Source organism: Streptomyces sp. NPDC005866 (assembly GCF_040629895.1).
Lineage (GTDB): Bacteria > Actinomycetota > Actinomycetes > Streptomycetales > Streptomycetaceae > Streptomyces.
This window is the reverse complement of the sequence record NZ_JBEXWP010000047.1, coordinates 1-14,471: the sequence shown is the minus strand read 5'-3', so window position 1 is coordinate 14,471 and position 14,471 is coordinate 1. Positions and strand designations below refer to the sequence as shown.

General features: G+C 69.6%; 10 protein-coding genes and 1 pseudogene. 2 read left to right on the top strand and 9 right to left on the bottom strand.

Annotated elements, in window-relative coordinates:
* Positions 1 to 311 precede the first annotated feature (311 nt).
* From ABZ396_RS39730 to ABZ396_RS39705, 6 genes are all read right to left on the bottom strand, one after another.
* Positions 312 to 3,641: a TIM-barrel domain-containing protein gene (locus ABZ396_RS39730; RefSeq protein WP_358926007.1), complete on the bottom strand. Its 3,330-nt coding sequence runs from the start codon at positions 3,639 to 3,641 to the stop codon at positions 312 to 314.
* Between the two features lie 19 nt (positions 3,642 to 3,660).
* Positions 3,661 to 4,665 (bottom strand): ABC transporter permease, encoded by a 1,005-nt coding sequence (locus ABZ396_RS39725; RefSeq protein WP_358926026.1) that lies wholly within the window; start codon positions 4,663 to 4,665, stop codon positions 3,661 to 3,663.
* 23 nt (positions 4,666 to 4,688) lie between these two features.
* Complete coding sequence (locus ABZ396_RS39720; RefSeq protein ID WP_358926009.1) at positions 4,689 to 5,651, bottom strand: ABC transporter permease; 963 nt, start codon at positions 5,649 to 5,651, stop codon at positions 4,689 to 4,691.
* Complete coding sequence (locus tag ABZ396_RS39715) at positions 5,644 to 7,161, bottom strand: sugar ABC transporter ATP-binding protein (protein WP_358926011.1); 1,518 nt, start codon at positions 7,159 to 7,161, stop codon at positions 5,644 to 5,646. Before ABZ396_RS39715 ends, ABZ396_RS39720 begins: the two co-directional genes overlap by 8 nt.
* Position 7,162: 1 nt before the next feature.
* Entirely contained in the window at positions 7,163 to 8,260 is a 1,098-nt protein-coding gene (locus tag ABZ396_RS39710) for an ABC transporter substrate-binding protein (protein ID WP_358926013.1), read from the bottom strand.
* Positions 8,261 to 8,406: 146 nt separating this feature from the next.
* Positions 8,407 to 9,420 carry a LacI family DNA-binding transcriptional regulator gene (locus tag ABZ396_RS39705; protein WP_358926014.1) on the bottom strand — a complete coding sequence of 338 codons (1,014 nt, stop codon included), beginning with the start codon at positions 9,418 to 9,420 and terminating at the stop codon, positions 8,407 to 8,409.
* Between the two features lie 159 nt (positions 9,421 to 9,579).
* Here ABZ396_RS39705 and ABZ396_RS39700 point away from each other — a divergent pair, with 159 nt between their 5' ends.
* Positions 9,580 to 12,183: a PA14 domain-containing protein gene (locus ABZ396_RS39700; protein ID WP_358926016.1), complete on the top strand. Its 2,604-nt coding sequence runs from the start codon at positions 9,580 to 9,582 to the stop codon at positions 12,181 to 12,183.
* 508 nt (positions 12,184 to 12,691) lie between these two features.
* On the opposite strand, the gene ABZ396_RS39695 is transcribed toward ABZ396_RS39700, so the two are convergent.
* From ABZ396_RS39695 to ABZ396_RS39685, 3 genes are read right to left on the bottom strand one after another with little or no spacing between them, the layout of a single operon-like run.
* Complete coding sequence (locus ABZ396_RS39695; RefSeq protein ID WP_358926018.1) at positions 12,692 to 13,036, bottom strand: glycine betaine ABC transporter substrate-binding protein; 345 nt, start codon at positions 13,034 to 13,036, stop codon at positions 12,692 to 12,694.
* A complete protein-coding gene (locus tag ABZ396_RS39690; RefSeq protein ID WP_358926019.1) occupies positions 13,033 to 13,824 on the bottom strand; it encodes an ABC transporter permease in 792 nt (263 codons plus the stop codon). Before ABZ396_RS39690 ends, ABZ396_RS39695 begins: the two co-directional genes overlap by 4 nt.
* Positions 13,825 to 14,073 carry a hypothetical protein gene (locus ABZ396_RS39685; protein WP_358926020.1) on the bottom strand — a complete coding sequence of 83 codons (249 nt, stop codon included), beginning with the start codon at positions 14,071 to 14,073 and terminating at the stop codon, positions 13,825 to 13,827.
* A gap of 294 nt (positions 14,074 to 14,367) precedes the next feature.
* Between ABZ396_RS39685 and ABZ396_RS39680 the strand changes: the two are divergent.
* Positions 14,368 to 14,471: pseudogene (locus tag ABZ396_RS39680) on the top strand (DNA-directed RNA polymerase subunit alpha); the annotation flags it as partial.

Genomic DNA, 14,471 nt, shown 5'->3' with positions numbered 1-14,471 from the left:
CGCCGAGGCCTTGCGGCGCCCCGGCTCCGAGAGCGTGGCCAGAGGGTAGTACCGACTGGTCGGTACGCCTAGAGGGTCTGCACGAGGTCATGCACCGGATTCATCCCGGGCCGACAGTGTCGCCGGGTGGGGCGTCGCCCAGGGCGGTCGGGGTGCGGGCGGCCAGGCCCCCGGCAAGATCGGCTGACTGCCGGAAGAGCCCGGGTCTCCCCGTACGGGCGACGATGTCAGGAGTCCGTCGAGGTGCGGGAACCACGACGGGGCCCGCGCAGGCACAGGCACACCTGTGCGGGCCCGTCGGTCGCCGGCTGCTACTGGTAACCCACTGTCGTCGCGCTGCGAATGCTGTGTGCGGGGAGGGTGATCCGCAGCACGTGACTGTCGGCGTCCCAGTGCCAGGCGCTGCCGGTCAGCCGCTTGCCGCTCGCGGCCACCTCCTTCGGCGCGTGGTCCACGCCGAGGAAGGACACGGTCCAGGTCCGCCGGCTCACCTGGCCTCGGAAGGACCCCTTGGTGGGCGCGATCCGCAACAGGTGCGCGTGCTGGTGGTCGGTGTAGCTGATCCGGGTCGTCGCCTCGCGCCCGCGGGTGGTGCTGGTGCCGTCGTCCTCGTAGAGCGAGAAGGCACCGGACGCCCCGGCAGCGACCGTGACGGTGACCTTGTCCAGCGGATTCTGCGCGTCGTTGGCCACGTTGTCGGACCGTGTGGTGACGATGCCACCCGCGCGCACGAAGACCGGCATGGTGTCCAGCGTGGTCGAGACGTCGTGCGTGGCGCCGCCGGCCGGTGCCGTGTAGGTCTGCCCGGTGAAGTAGTCCGTCCACTGCCCCGGGGGGAACCACACCGACGTCGTCGTCTTCGTACCCGGTGCCGTGACGGGTGCGACCAGCATGTCCGGCCCGTAGAGGTACTCGCTGTCCGCTTCGGTGTAGGCGCCCTCCTCCTCCGGATACTGCAGGTACAGCGGGCGGACGATCGGGGTGCCGGTGGTGTTGGCCTCCTGCGCCAGGGTGTACGTGTAGGGCACGAGCGCCTCACGCAGCCGCAGGAACTTCTCCGCCGACTTCTGCGCATCGGTGCCGTACTGCCACGGCAGCCGGTCGCTGTGGTTGCTGTGCAGCCGGTCGATGGGCTGGAAGGCACCGAACTGCACCCATCGCGCGTACAGGTCGTCGGGGAGCTTGGTGGTGCGGTGGGTCTGCCCGTTCGAGGTGTACGTCTCCGCCCCCGGGATGCCGTACCCGTCGTTGTGGCCGCCGATGTCGTGGCTGACGGCGGCGAGACCCGTCGCGGCGGACTCCCCGGGCGTGTAGCCGATCTCCGCGCGCAGGGTGCCCCAGTTCGACGTCGTGTCACCGGAGAAGTGGAGCGTGCTGCGCTTGTCGGCCCAGGGCCCGGTGGGCAGGCCCACCCCGCCGCTGTAGCCGCCCGCCTGGAGGGAACCGTAGGCACGGGACAGGACGAAGCCACGCTCGCTGGTCTCGGAGGTGAGGTCGGCGTACTTCTGGTTGATCCACGCGTCCGGGCTGACCCCTGCCTCAGACGAACGGGAAGCGTCGCAGCACCAGTCGAGCCACCAGAAGTCGTTGCCGGCCCGGTCCATCGGCTGGTGCAGGTCGAGGTAGGCCTCAAGCTGGTCGGGATCGCCGAAGTCGAAGGTGTAGCAGTCCGAGCCCGCAATGGAGGCACAACCGCCCTGGCGCAGCTTGCCCCTGGCCGTGCTCTGCGCCGCCGCGAACTGCGGGTCGGTCCCCAGGATGCTCGGGTGCACGTTCAACGTGTTGTGCAGCCCCTGGCTGGTGGACCAGTCGAAGAACCCCTTGGGATCGGGGAACTTGGCCGGATCGAAGTTCCAACCGCTCCAGGCGTTCGGCGACTTGAAGTCCGTGTCCGTGACCAGCACGTCCAGTGGTACGCCAGCGGCGCGGAACGCGGGCAGGATCGTCTTCTCGTAGTCGCTCGCGGTGCGGTCGATGTACTCGGAGTACCACACCCCGTAGGCCCAGCGCGGCAGCAGCTGCGACGGTCCGGTCAGGGTGGCCAGATCGGACAGACCCTGCTGGTAGTCGTGTCCGAAGCCGAAGAGGTAGCCGTCCTGGTAGGACTGCCCGCCGTGCGTGGGCCGCGGCGCGGTCTTCTTGGTGCCCGGGTCGTAGACCGCGGAGGGCGTGTCGTCGAGCAGGTACCAGCCGTCGCGGTGCAGCAGTCCGGGCGTGGTCCAGGGGGTGGGGTCGTTGTCGCCGTTGACGCCGTCCAGGCTGCGCCGGTAGCCGCCGAGAGCGAGATGCGCCGCAGGGGCCGGCTCCTGCTGCCGGGCCAGGGCGAGGGTGTCCACGTTGACGTGGCAGCTGGTGGCCTGCGGGCAGGACAGGGTGACCTCGTCGGTGCCCGCCTTCAACTCAACGGGGACGGACGCCGATTCCCAGGTGTCCCAGTTGTCCGTGTCCGGCAGGGCCAGGGTGCGGGAGGTGCCGCTGCCCGTGGCGACCTCGACCGTCCGCGGCTGGTGGAGACCGTCGCCGCCGGTTCCGTTGGCGTAGCGCAGGTGCAGCAGGTACGTGCCGTCCGCGGGCACGCCGACGATCCGGTCCGCCACCCCGGATCCCTGGTTGAGTTCGGCGGTGAAGCCGTAGCCGGCGTGGCCCTTGTGGTCGGTGGCGATCGTCGCCGAACCCGACAGCAGAGCGTCCTCGGCCTCACAACTGGTACCGAACCGGCAACCGGGAACGGTGCTCGCCGCTCGCCCCGGGTAGTCGGCACCGGAGGTGACGAGAGCGAGGCTGTCGATGTTGACGCTGCCCGAGTCGCCGGCGGCGCGGTGCAGCTTGACGGTGTGAGGACCGGCGCCGAGCGTCAGCGGCAGCCGGGCCACCCCCCAGCTGTTCCAGTCGGACGTCGCCGGGAGCTGGAACGTCCGGTCGGCGCCGCCGTCCACGCTGAGGCTGAGCTTGCGGGTCTCGTGGCGGCCGTCGCCGCCGACCGCGTTGGCGTACCGCACCGCGAAGTCGTACGTGCCCGTGGTCGCCGTCCGCACGTCCGCGGCAAGGGAGTTGTTGTCGACCTCGAACCCGGCGAGGAACCCCTTGCCCGTGAACCCGCCGTGGTCCACGGCGAGGCCGGGGCCGTCGTACAGCTGGTCCTCCGCCTCGCACAGAGCCCCGACAGCGCACACGTCGTGGTGCCAGGGCGCCGCCTGTACGGGCGTCTGCCCCGCCGTGAGCGACGTCGTCAGGTTGTCCGCGGTGAAGGGACCCGAGCCCACGCGGTAGCGCAGTGTCATGGCACTGGTCGTGATGGTCAACACGCCGTCCTTGACGGACGAGTTGTAGTGGGGCGGCGTGAAGGAGTCCCGGCCGACGGCATTGAACGTGGGCCGGTCCTCGAAGCGATTGTCACCGGCGTACTCGGTCCGGATCAGGGTCGGTGACAGCACCTCGAACCGGGCGCCCTGCACGGTCACCGCCGTGGAGGCACGGACCGGCTGCTGCGCCGTGGCCGCCGCGACACTCGGGGAGACCAGGCTCAGGGCCACCGCCGCCCCGGCCAGTGCATGAACAACGGCAGGCGTGTGCAGCCTGCCCTTGGACCTACGGGGTCTCGACGATCTCTGTTTCACAACACGCTCCGTCTCACCTGCCATGTCGGAAGCCTCCGGGCCGTCACAAGACCCTCCGCCTGCGGCCCAGCCACGTCTGCGCGACGACCACCACGGCCAGGAAGGCGCCGCTGACGACCTGTTGGTACGCGGAGTCGAGAGAACCGATCTGGTTGATCACGTTCTGGATGACCTTCAGCAGCAGCACGCCGACGAGGGAGCCGCTGATGAATCCGAAGCCACCAGTCAGCAGCGTGCCGCCGATGACCACGGCCGAGATGGCCTCCAGCTCCATCCCGGAGCCGAGGATGGTCACGCCGGACACCAGCCAGGCCGCGTTGAGCGCACCAGCGAGTCCCGCGCACAGCCCGGACAACGTGTAGACGGAGATCTTCGTACGGGCCACGGGCGCGCCCATCAGGGCGCCGGCGTCCTCGTTGCCGCCGACGGCGTACACGTACTGCCCGAACCTGGTCCGGCGCAGGACGAGGGCACCCAGCACGAACAGCACCACGGTGATCCACACGGGCACCCCGATGCCGAGCAGTGAGCCCTGCCCGAGGGTCGCGAAGAAGGAGTCCTTGTCGACGAGATAGGTGGTCGAGCCCTCGTCGGTGATCGCCAGCAGGATGCCCCGGGCACCCAGCATCGAGGCCAGGGTGACGATGAACGGCGCCAGCCGGACGCGCGCGATCAGCAGCCCGTTCACCAGCCCGATCAGTCCGCACACCGCCAGTGGCAGCAGCAGCGCGACCGCGGTGCCGTACTGCGAGCCCCAGGCCGCGAGCACCCCGCCGAGGGCGAACAGCGAGCCGACCGACAGATCGATGCCGCCGGTGACGATCACGAACGTCATGCCCAGGGCGACCACGGCCAGGAACGCCGAGGACAGCGCCATGTTCCCGAGGTTGTCAGCGGTCAGGAACGTGTCGAAGCTCAGCGACGCCGCGATCATGGCGATCACGAGGGTGACCAGCGCACCGTGCTGCTGAGCGAGCGCACTCAGCCGCTCGGAAGGGCCTGGTCGCGCGGCGAGGTCGTCCTTGTGGGTCAGGGTTTCGGTCTGCATTCCGGTCTCTTCGGTGTGCGTGGTCATCGCCTGCCTCGTTCCCGGGCCGCGTAGACGGCGAGGACGATCACCACGGCCTGGGCCATCTGGGTCCACGACGGCGGCAGGTCGTGCTTGATGAGCGTGGTGGTGAGGAGCTGGATGAGTACGGCTCCCGCGACGGTGCCGCCGATGCGTACCCGGCCGCCGCTGAGCGGGGTGCCGCCGACGACCACGGCGGTGATTGCGGAGAGTTCCATGAGGGTGCCGAGGGAAGTGGGGTCGCTCGCGGTGAGGCGTGCGGTGGCCAGGACGCCGGCGATCGCCGCGAGGGCGCCGGAGCAGACGTAGACGAGGATCAGTACCCCGCGGACCGGGAGGCCGGCGAGGCGGGCTGCGGGGCGGCTGTCGCCGATGGCGAGCACCTGGCGTCCGAAGGTGGTGCGGCGCACCACGAACGCCACGAGGGCGGCGAGTGCCGCGGCGATGAGGACCAGGTACGGGATGCCGAGCATGTCGCCGGAGCCGAGTGCCGCCATGCCGGGGTCGCGGACGTCCTTGAGCTGGGGCAGCAGCACGAGGGCCATGCCGCGTCCGGCGACCATCAGGGCCAGTGTGGCGACAATGGGCTGGACGCCGACGAAGGCGATGAGTGCGCCGTTCGCGGCGCCGATCACGATGCCTCCGACCACTGCGGTCAGTGCGGCGATCCAGGGGCCGTAGCCGAGGTAGAGCGAGAGCAGGGAGGTGGACAGCGCCATCACCGAGCCCACGGACAGGTCGACGCCTTCGGTGCCGATGGCGAGCGCCATGCCGAGGGCGACGATCAGGACGGGGGCGACCTGGACGGCCTGGGTGCGGAAGTTCTCGGTGGAGACGAAGTGCGGGGTGAAGGCGAAGTTGAACAGCAGCAGGACCACGACGCCCGCGTAGACGCCGTAGTCCTGCAGCAGACGCACCAGTCTGTCGCGGTCCAACGAGCCTCGTGTGACGGCGAGTTCAGTCATCGCGGCCTCCCGCGGGTACGGCGGCGATCGCGCGCATCAGGGCGTCCTCGGTGACGGCGTCGCCGGTCAGCTCCCGCGCGACGGCTCCGTCCTTGAGGACGACCACGCGGTCGCTGCCCTCGACCAGTTCCTCGGGGTCGGAGGAGATGAGCAGTACGGCGAGTCCGTCGTCGGCGAGTTCGTCGATGAGTGCCTGGACTTCCGCTTTGGCGCCCACGTCGATGCCGCGCGTGGGCTCGTCCAGGAGCAGCACCTTGGGGTTCATGGCCAGCCAGCGGGCGAGCAGGACCTTCTGCTGGTTGCCGCCGGAGAGTTCGCCGACCTTCTGGTGGGGTCCTGCGGCCTTGATGCGCAGCCGTTTCATGAAGGTGTCGACGATGCGGTCGATGCGGGCGTCGTCGACGAGTCCGAAGCGGGAGAGTGCGGGCAGTGCCGCCAGTGCGATGTTCTCGCGTACCGACAGGCCCGGGACGATGCCCTCTGCCTTGCGGTCCTCGGGCAGCAGGCTGATGCCGGCCCGGATCGCGGCAGGTGTGGATCCCGCGCGCACCGGGACGCCGGCGACGATCACGCGGCCCGCGTCGGTGGGCAGTGCCCCGGCGATGGCTCTGGCCGTCTCACTGCGGCCCGAGCCGAGCAAGCCGCCCAGGCCGACGACTTCTCCGGGCCGGATGGTCAGTGAGACGTCCCGCAGTCGGTGACGGGCAGTCAGTCCCACGGCCTGGAGCACCGGTTCGGCGTCGGTGTCGTGCGAGCCGGAGAACTTGGTCAGGCCCTCTTCGCGTACTTCGCCGATCTCCCGGCCGAGCATCAGTGCCACGAGCCGCAGCCGGTCGAGGCCCGCGAGGGGTCCGCTGTGCACGACGCGTCCGTCCCGCAGGACGGTGACGGTGTCGCAGATCTCGTAGAGCTCGTCCATGCGGTGGCTGACGTAGATGACCGCCACGCCGCGCTCGCGCAGCATGCGGATCACGCCGAACAGGGTGCGGACTTCGCGTGGTTCGAGTGAGGAGGTGGGTTCGTCCATGATGACGACGCGGGCGTCGACGGCGACGGCGCGGGCGAGGGCGACCATCTGCTGGGAGCCGACGCCGAGTTCGCGCAGCGGCCTGCGGACGTCGACCTGGATGCCGAGTGCGCGCAGTGCTTCGTCGGCCTCGCGGTGCATGCGGCGGAAGTCGATCAGGCCCAGTCGGCCGAGGGGTTCGCGGCCGAGGAGGAGGTTGCGGGCCACGCTCATCAGCGGGACGAGGTTGACCTCCTGGTAGATGGTGGAGATGCCTGCCTGCTGGGCCTGCAGGGGAGTGGTGAAGCGGACCGGCAGGCCGTCGTACGTCACCTCGCCGGCGTCGGGGCGGTACACGCCGGTGAGGACTTTGATGAGTGTCGACTTGCCGGCGCCGTTCTCGCCGACGAGTGCGTGCACCTCCCCGGCGCGCGCGGTGAAGTCCACGTCGGACAGCGCGCGCACGCCGGGGAAGGATTTGGACAGGTGGGCGACCGAGAGCACGTCAGTAGGCCTTGCCGAGGTCCGACTGGGCGTTGCTCTTGGCGTAGGAGCTGTCCTGGATGACGATGTCCTGGCCGACCTTCTGGCCCTTGGTGAAGGTGTCGAGGGTCTGAAAGGCAAGGGGTCCGAAGCGTGGATTGGACTCGATCACGCCGTAGATCCAGCCGTCGACGATGCCCTGAACGGCGTTGCGGGTGCCGTCGATCGTCACGATCTTCACGTCGCCGGGCTTCTTGCCGGCGCCCTTGAGGGCGTTGACGGCGCCGAGGCCCATCTCGTCGTTCTCGGCGTAGATGCCTGTGATGCCGGGCTTGGACTGGATGAGGTTCTCGGTGACCGACTGGCCTTTTTCGCGGGCGAATTCGCCGGTCTGGCGGAAGACGACCTTCAGGCCGGGTGCCTTCTCCTTGATCCGGTCCTCGAAACCCTTGGTGCGTTCGGTGGTCACGTTGTTGCCGGCCGCGCCGAGCAGGATGGCGATTTCGCCCTTGCCGCCGGTCGCCTCGATCATCTGGTCGGCGGCCCGCTTGCCCTGTTGCACGAAGTCGGAGCCGATGAAGCTGACGTAGTCCTTGCAGGGGGTGGCGTTGATCTTGCGGTCGATGGTGACGATGGGGATGTGCTTGGCGGCTGCGGCGCGCAGTACCGGTTCCCAGCCGTCGGAGTTCAGCGGGGCGATGACCAGCAGGTTCGCGCCCTTGGCGATGAGGTCCTGGACGTCGCTGATCTGCTTGGAGAACTGTGACTGGGCGTTGGCGGTGAGGAGTTTGACGCCGTGCTTCTTCGCTTCCGCGCGGATGGAGGCGGTCTCCGCGATCCGGAAGGGGTTGGCCTCCTTCTCGGACTGGGAGAAGCCGACGCTGGCGCTCCTGAGGTCGACCTTCTGCCCGCCGTAGGCGTCGATGGTGCAGCCCGGTCCGGACCCGGTGCTGGGCGAGGCGACGACCTGGCCGGCGCCGTCCTGCTTGGAGGTGGAGCTGTTCTTGCTGCCCGGGTCGTCCTCGGTCTTGGTGCATCCGGTCGCGAGCGCCAGGCTCGTCGCGAGGCTGGCGGCGAGGAGGTGTCGTGCGGCGGTACGGCGGACAGGTGCTGTGGGCATCATGGGCGTCCCCAAACGGCGCGGCCCCGGAGCTGAGAGCGCTCTCGGGGAGGCTGGCTCTTGCGGTCAACTCGGCTTGCACAGCGTTCAGATGAGGGTTTTACATCGTTGAAAGGGCTCTGTAAACCCTCCCGTCCGAAATCTCGTCATCGCCGCCCCAAGGTGCTCTCCCGCTCCACGAGCCGGAAATCCGCGATCAGTTCACGTCCGCCGGGCTCCCCGCGGCCCGACAGGCTGCGCAGCAGCGAGCCCACGGCCATCCTCGCGATGGCCTGCTTGTCCGGCGAGACGGTGGTCAGGGTCACAGCGCCGAACCGGCCCTCCGCGAGGTCGTCGAACCCCACCACCGCCACGTCCCACGGAACCCTGAGTCCCCGCTCGTGCAGCACCCGCAACGCCCCTGTCGCGATCAGGTCGTTGAAGGCGAACACGGCGTCCGGGCGCACACCGGAGTCCAGCAGCTGGGCCATCGCGCGCGCTCCGTCGTCCCGGTCCCAGCCGCCCACCGGCACCACCAGGCTGTCCGGCGCGGGCACCCCGGCCGCCGCCAACTCCTCGCGCCAGCCCGCCAGTCGCAGGTGGGCGGGCCGGTTGGCGGAGTCGGTGCGCGCGCCGAGGTAGGCGATCCGGGTCCGGCCGCGGCCGAGAAGGTGACGCACCGCGCACCGGGCCGCCGCCACGTTGTCGATCGCGATGTGATCGAAGGGCAGGCCGTACTCGCGCTCGCCGAGCAGCACCAACGGCACGTCGTCGGAGCGCCCCTGGAGGTCCTCCGCCTCCAGGGCCAGCGGGCTGAGGATCAGCCCGTCGATCACCCGGGCCCGGAAGCCCTGGCTGACCAGGATCTCCTGCTCACGCTCGCCGCGGGTGTGGTCGAGCAGCACGGTGAACTCGTGCTCGGCGGCGGCGTCGATCACGGCGCCGGCCAGCTCGGCGAAGTACGGGTTGCCGAGCTCGGGAACGGCCAGGGCGATGATCCCGGTGCGCCCCTTGCGCAGGTGCCGCGCGGTGAGGTTCGGCCGGTAGCCGAGCTCGTCGATGGCCTCCTGCACCCGGGTTCGCATCGCCGGTGTGACGTGCGGATAGTTGTTCACTACGTTGGACACGGTCTTGATCGAAACGCCCGCGCGTTCCGCCACGTCCTTCAGGCTGACCCGCAAGGGATCTCCTCAGCGTCGATGCGGTGCCCCGGCCGCGAGGCTTTGTCATGAGCCTGGACAGAGGATCCAGAGCCGTGCTCTTATGCCAACTGCCGTTCCTTCCAACGTTGTACAGACTGAAGCAGCGAGCCGCCACCCTTCCTCAGCCAAGGAGGATTCGTGCGCATCAGACCTCTCAGACAACGCCTTGCCCTGCTCCTCGCCGCGGCGCTCGGCACAGCCGGCCTCGCAGCGAGCCCGGCCGCCGTGGCCGCCGACGATCCCGTCGAGGTCCATGGCCTCAAGGGTGAGTACTACACCCAGTCCGCACCCGGCGCCTTCGACTTCGACCAGCTCAAGGCCACCGGATTCGACCCCAAGCTCGACTTCGACACCCTGGAGCCGCGACTGAACTTCGCGACCGGCCGCTCGGACGACGTCAGCGTCCGCTGGACCGGCAAGGTCGTGCCCGAGAAGACCGGCGCCACCACCTTCTCGATCATCGGCGACAACGGCTTCCGGCTGTGGGTCGACGGCAGACTCGTCATCGACCACTGGGTGGACGACTGGGACCGCGAACAGACCGGCGCGCCGGTCGAGTTGACGGCGGGCAAGGCCTACGACATCAAGGTCGAGTACTTCGAGCACTTCGGAGGATCCAACCTCCACCTGCGCTGGACCCCGCCCGGCGGCACCAAGACCGCCGTACCGCAGTCGGCGTTCCGGCTGCCCGACGGCTTCGACTACGACGGAGCCGTGTCCACTGACGTCCTCGCCTCCGGCCGCACACTCGCCCTCGAGTTCGCGCAGCCGCTCAGCACGCCTCCGGCCGGTCTCACCGGGCACTTCGACGCGGTGATCGGTGGCGCGACCTGGCCACTGGGCAACGCCCGGCTGGACCCCGGCGACGGGCGGAAGCTGCTGGTCACGCTCAAAGAGCCCGTGGTCGGCAACAAGACCGGCACCGCGCCAGGCCTCGCCGACGTCCGCTACGACGGCCAGGGCGGCCTGTCCGGCACGGACGGCAACGTTGTCAACTCCTTCTGGAGCAGCGGCGCGAACAAGTCCACCTACGAGCTGAGCACCAAGTGGGCCGACGAGGTCGGGCCGCGCAACGCCCACCCCGAGTACCCACGGCCCCAGCTCGAACGCGACGCCTGGCAGAACCTCAACGGACCCTGGCAGTTCGCCGCCGCCAAGGCGGGAGAAGCGCCGCCGGTGGGCAGGACGCTGGGCGAGAAGATCCTCGTCCCGTACCCCGTCGAGTCCCAGCTGTCCGGCATCCAGCGGCACGAGGACCGCATGTGGTACCGGCGTACCTTCACCGTGCCCGCCGGCTGGAAGGCCGGCTCCGGCAAGCGCCTGCAGCTGAACTTCGGCGCGGTCGACTGGCAGTCCGAGGTGTACGTCAACGGCTCCAAGGTCGCCGAACACAAGGGCGGCTACGACAAGTTCAGTGCCGACATCACCGACGCTCTCAAGCCCGGCCGGACCCAGGAACTGATCGTCGGGGTGTACGACCCCACCGACGCGGCCTCCGGCGAGAACCCGCCCCTGGGCAAGCAGCGCCTCGACCCCAGCGGCATCTGGTACACGCCGACGTCCGGCATCTGGCAGACGGTGTGGATGGAGCCGGTCGCGGCGGACCACGTCGATCAGCTCAAGCTCACGCCGGACGTGGAGGCGGGCACCCTGACCGTCGAACCGCAGGGCGTGCGCGACGGCCTGCCGGTCACGGCGACCGCGTACGCCGGCAAGCACAAGGTGGCCACCGTCACCGGCCGCACGGGTCAGCCGCTGACCCTGCACATCCGCGAGGCGCACCTGTGGTCGCCCGACGACCCCTTCCTGTACGACCTCAAGGTGAACGTCGGATCCGACCGTGTCGCGAGCTACTTCGGCATGCGGTCCATCAAGGTCGAGAAGATCAACGGCGTGCCGCGCACCGTGCTCAACGGCAAGCCGGTCTTCATGATGGCCACGCTCGACCAGGGCTTCTGGCCCGACGGCCTGTACACGGCGCCGACGGACGAGGCCCTCGCCTACGACCTGAAGATGCACAAGAGCATGGGCTTCAACTCGGTGCGCAAGCACATCAAGGTGGAACCCGACCGCTGGTTCTACTGGGCCGACCGGCTGGGCCTCATGGTCTGGCAGGACATGCCCGCGATGACGGCCGGAGTGAACCCGGGCACCACGGCCCGCGCCGAGTACGAGCGTGAGATGAAGCAGATGATCGACGAGCACATCAGCAGCCCGTCGGTCGTCATGTGGGTCACGTTCAACGAGGGCTGGGGCCAGTACGACATGGCCCGCATCGCCGACCAGGCCAAGGCCTGGGATCCGACCCGGCTCGTGAACTCCATGTCCGGGCTCAACCTCGGGGCCGACGGCGGCACCGGGGACATCATGGACGAGCACGGTTACCCGAGCCCGGCCCTGCCACCTCACCCCGACGGCGAACGCGCCCTGGTCAGCGGGGAGTACGGCGGTCTCGGCCTCGCCGTGCCCGGTCACGCCTGGTCGGTCCAGCAGTCCTACGTCGACGTCGACCCCTCGACGTACACGGACGACTACCTGGAGAAGCTCACCGAGGTCCACGCGCTCGCCTGCAAGGGCGGCAACGGCGCGGTCTACACCCAGATCTCGGACGTCGAGGGTGAGCTCAACGGCCTGCTGACGTACGACCGGAAGGTGGTCAAGCCCGATGTCAAGCGGCTCGGGACGGCCCAGCGGGCGCTGATCTCCGACGCCTCGCGGGCGACCCCGGCAGGGTGCGCCTGACACCTTGCCCGGACTCGGCGAACGCCTCCCCGCGCCACGCCGAGGGCCTGCCCCGGCCCATGGGAAAGGGGTGATCCGCCCGCCGTCCCAGCGAGACGGCGGGCGGACCGCATTCGGCCGCGGTCGGGCGGCGGGTCATGCGGGGAAGCATGGCCCGACGCGGTTGGGATGCGCGCTGCTGCCAAGCACTACACCCGTCCACGGCGGGTTCCCCGGGCTGGAGGAGTTCGCGGACGAGGTGGTCGCCTTCGTCGCACGCAGTTGTGCCGCGTCTGTCGTGAGCGCGGCGAGCAGAAGTCCGGCTTCGATGTTGTCGCCGCGCGCCCGGCTGCAGGGAACGGGCCACATCGTCCAGGGCCGCGGCAAGTTCGGGATCGTGGCGGTGGCCGAGGGCGGCCACTCCGGCGACGGCGGAGGTGCCCTCCAGGCTGTGCACCGCGCGCTCGGCACAGGCACGTGCGCGGGGAAGCGCCGCCGGGGTGCGGCGGTCCCCGCCACACCCTTCTCGTTACGCGATGAACCCCTCGTCCTTGAGGAACTTCACCGCCGCCTGTTGCGGACTCGCGCCGTCGATGTCCACCATCCCGTTGAGCTCGATGATCGCCTGCTGGGTGAGCTTGTCCCCGAGCAGCTGCACCAGCCTCTTCAACTCCGGGTTCTCCTTGAACTCCTTCGAGCCGACCGTGAAGCTCTTGCCGGACAGATCGACAGTCTTCGCGATGCTGCCGCCCTTGAGCTGCCCCGCGGAGACGCTCGACGCCAGATCGCCGGAGGTGGACGAGCAGCCGGCGCAGACCGCGGTGAAGGACAGCGCGGCCAGCAGCGCGCCCAGACGCCTTTGAGGACGGTTCATTGCAGCCCCCGTGGCTTGAGAAGGTCTTCGGCGATCGACGCCGCCCAGTCGACGAGCAGCGCCAGCGCGGCGACCAGCACGCTGCCGGTGAGCAGGACCATGTCGCGGCTTGAGCTGATGCCGTTGGAGATGACGTCACCGAGGCCGCCCGCGCCGACGAAAGGGGCGAGCGCCACGGTGCCGACGGTGATCACGAGGGCGGTACGTACACCGGCGAGGATCACTGGAACGGCCAGCGGCAGCTCAATCTGGAGCAGCACCGACCAGCGGGTCATTCCCATGCCCCACGCCGACTCGATCACCGAGAGGTCGACCTGCTGCAGCCCGGCGATCGTGTTGCGAAGCACGGGCAGGATTCCGTACACAAGGAAGGCGATGACCGCGATCTGGTTGACGCCCAGCGTTGCGAAGCCCACGGCCAGCAGCACGATCAGCCCGAGGGAGGGCAGCGCCTGCCCGATGTTGGCGACGACCAGGATCGGCGAGGCCCGGCGGCGCGCCCAGGGGCGGGTCAGCAGGACGCCGCAGGGCACGGCGATGACCAGGATGAGGGCGGACACGACGAGCGTGAGGCCGAAATGCTTCAGGATCCGGTTCGTGAGGTAGCCGGCGTTCAGGCTGCGCTGCTCGATGGAGTCCAGCTGATGACCGGAGACGTAGAGGTAGAGCGCGAGCAGCGCGAGGCCGACGACCACCGGCAGAGCCGCGTACCGCCCGTATGCGAGCAGCCTCCCGCGGGCGGCCGCGGTCTCGGTCACCGGGGTGTGGGGCTGGGCGATGGCCGTCATCTACCGCACCTCCCGGCGGGTGGGCGCTGCCACGGCCCCGGCGCGCTCCGCGTGGATGAGGGCACGCAGCGAGCCGAGTTCGAGGACGCCGCGGTAGCGGCCGTCGTCGTGGGTGACCACAGCGGCCGCGGCGTTCAGGGTGAGCATCTGGTCCAACGCGTCGTAGAGGGTGTCGCGAGGGCCGACCGGGGAGAGCACCGGCATCGCCCGCTCGCCGTCCGCGGCCCGGTCGGTGGGCAGCCAGCCCACGGGCTGCCGGTCGCCGTCGAGTACGAGCAGGAACTCCCGCCCGTTCGCGGCCGTGGAGACGGAAGGCCGCTATCACACCCGGCTGTACCAGTCCCGGCCCCCTCCCTATGACTGACGTCCAGGAGTAGGACCAGCCGGTTGTCGGGCTCCAGTCCTGCAAGAGCTGGGCCGGCAGATGGGCGGAGCAGGGCGGTTCGGTCCTTTCGGAGACTGTTTCGCCCGTATCACCCGTACCCTTGTGGTGGCAAGGCGTCACATGGCGGGCGCGCGCCAAACCACTGGAGGCAATACCTCGTGCTGATTGCTCAGCGTCCCTCGTTGACCGAAGAGGTCGTCGACGAGTTCCGCTCCCGGTTCGTGATCGAGCCGCTGGAGCCGGGCTTCGGCTACACCCTCGG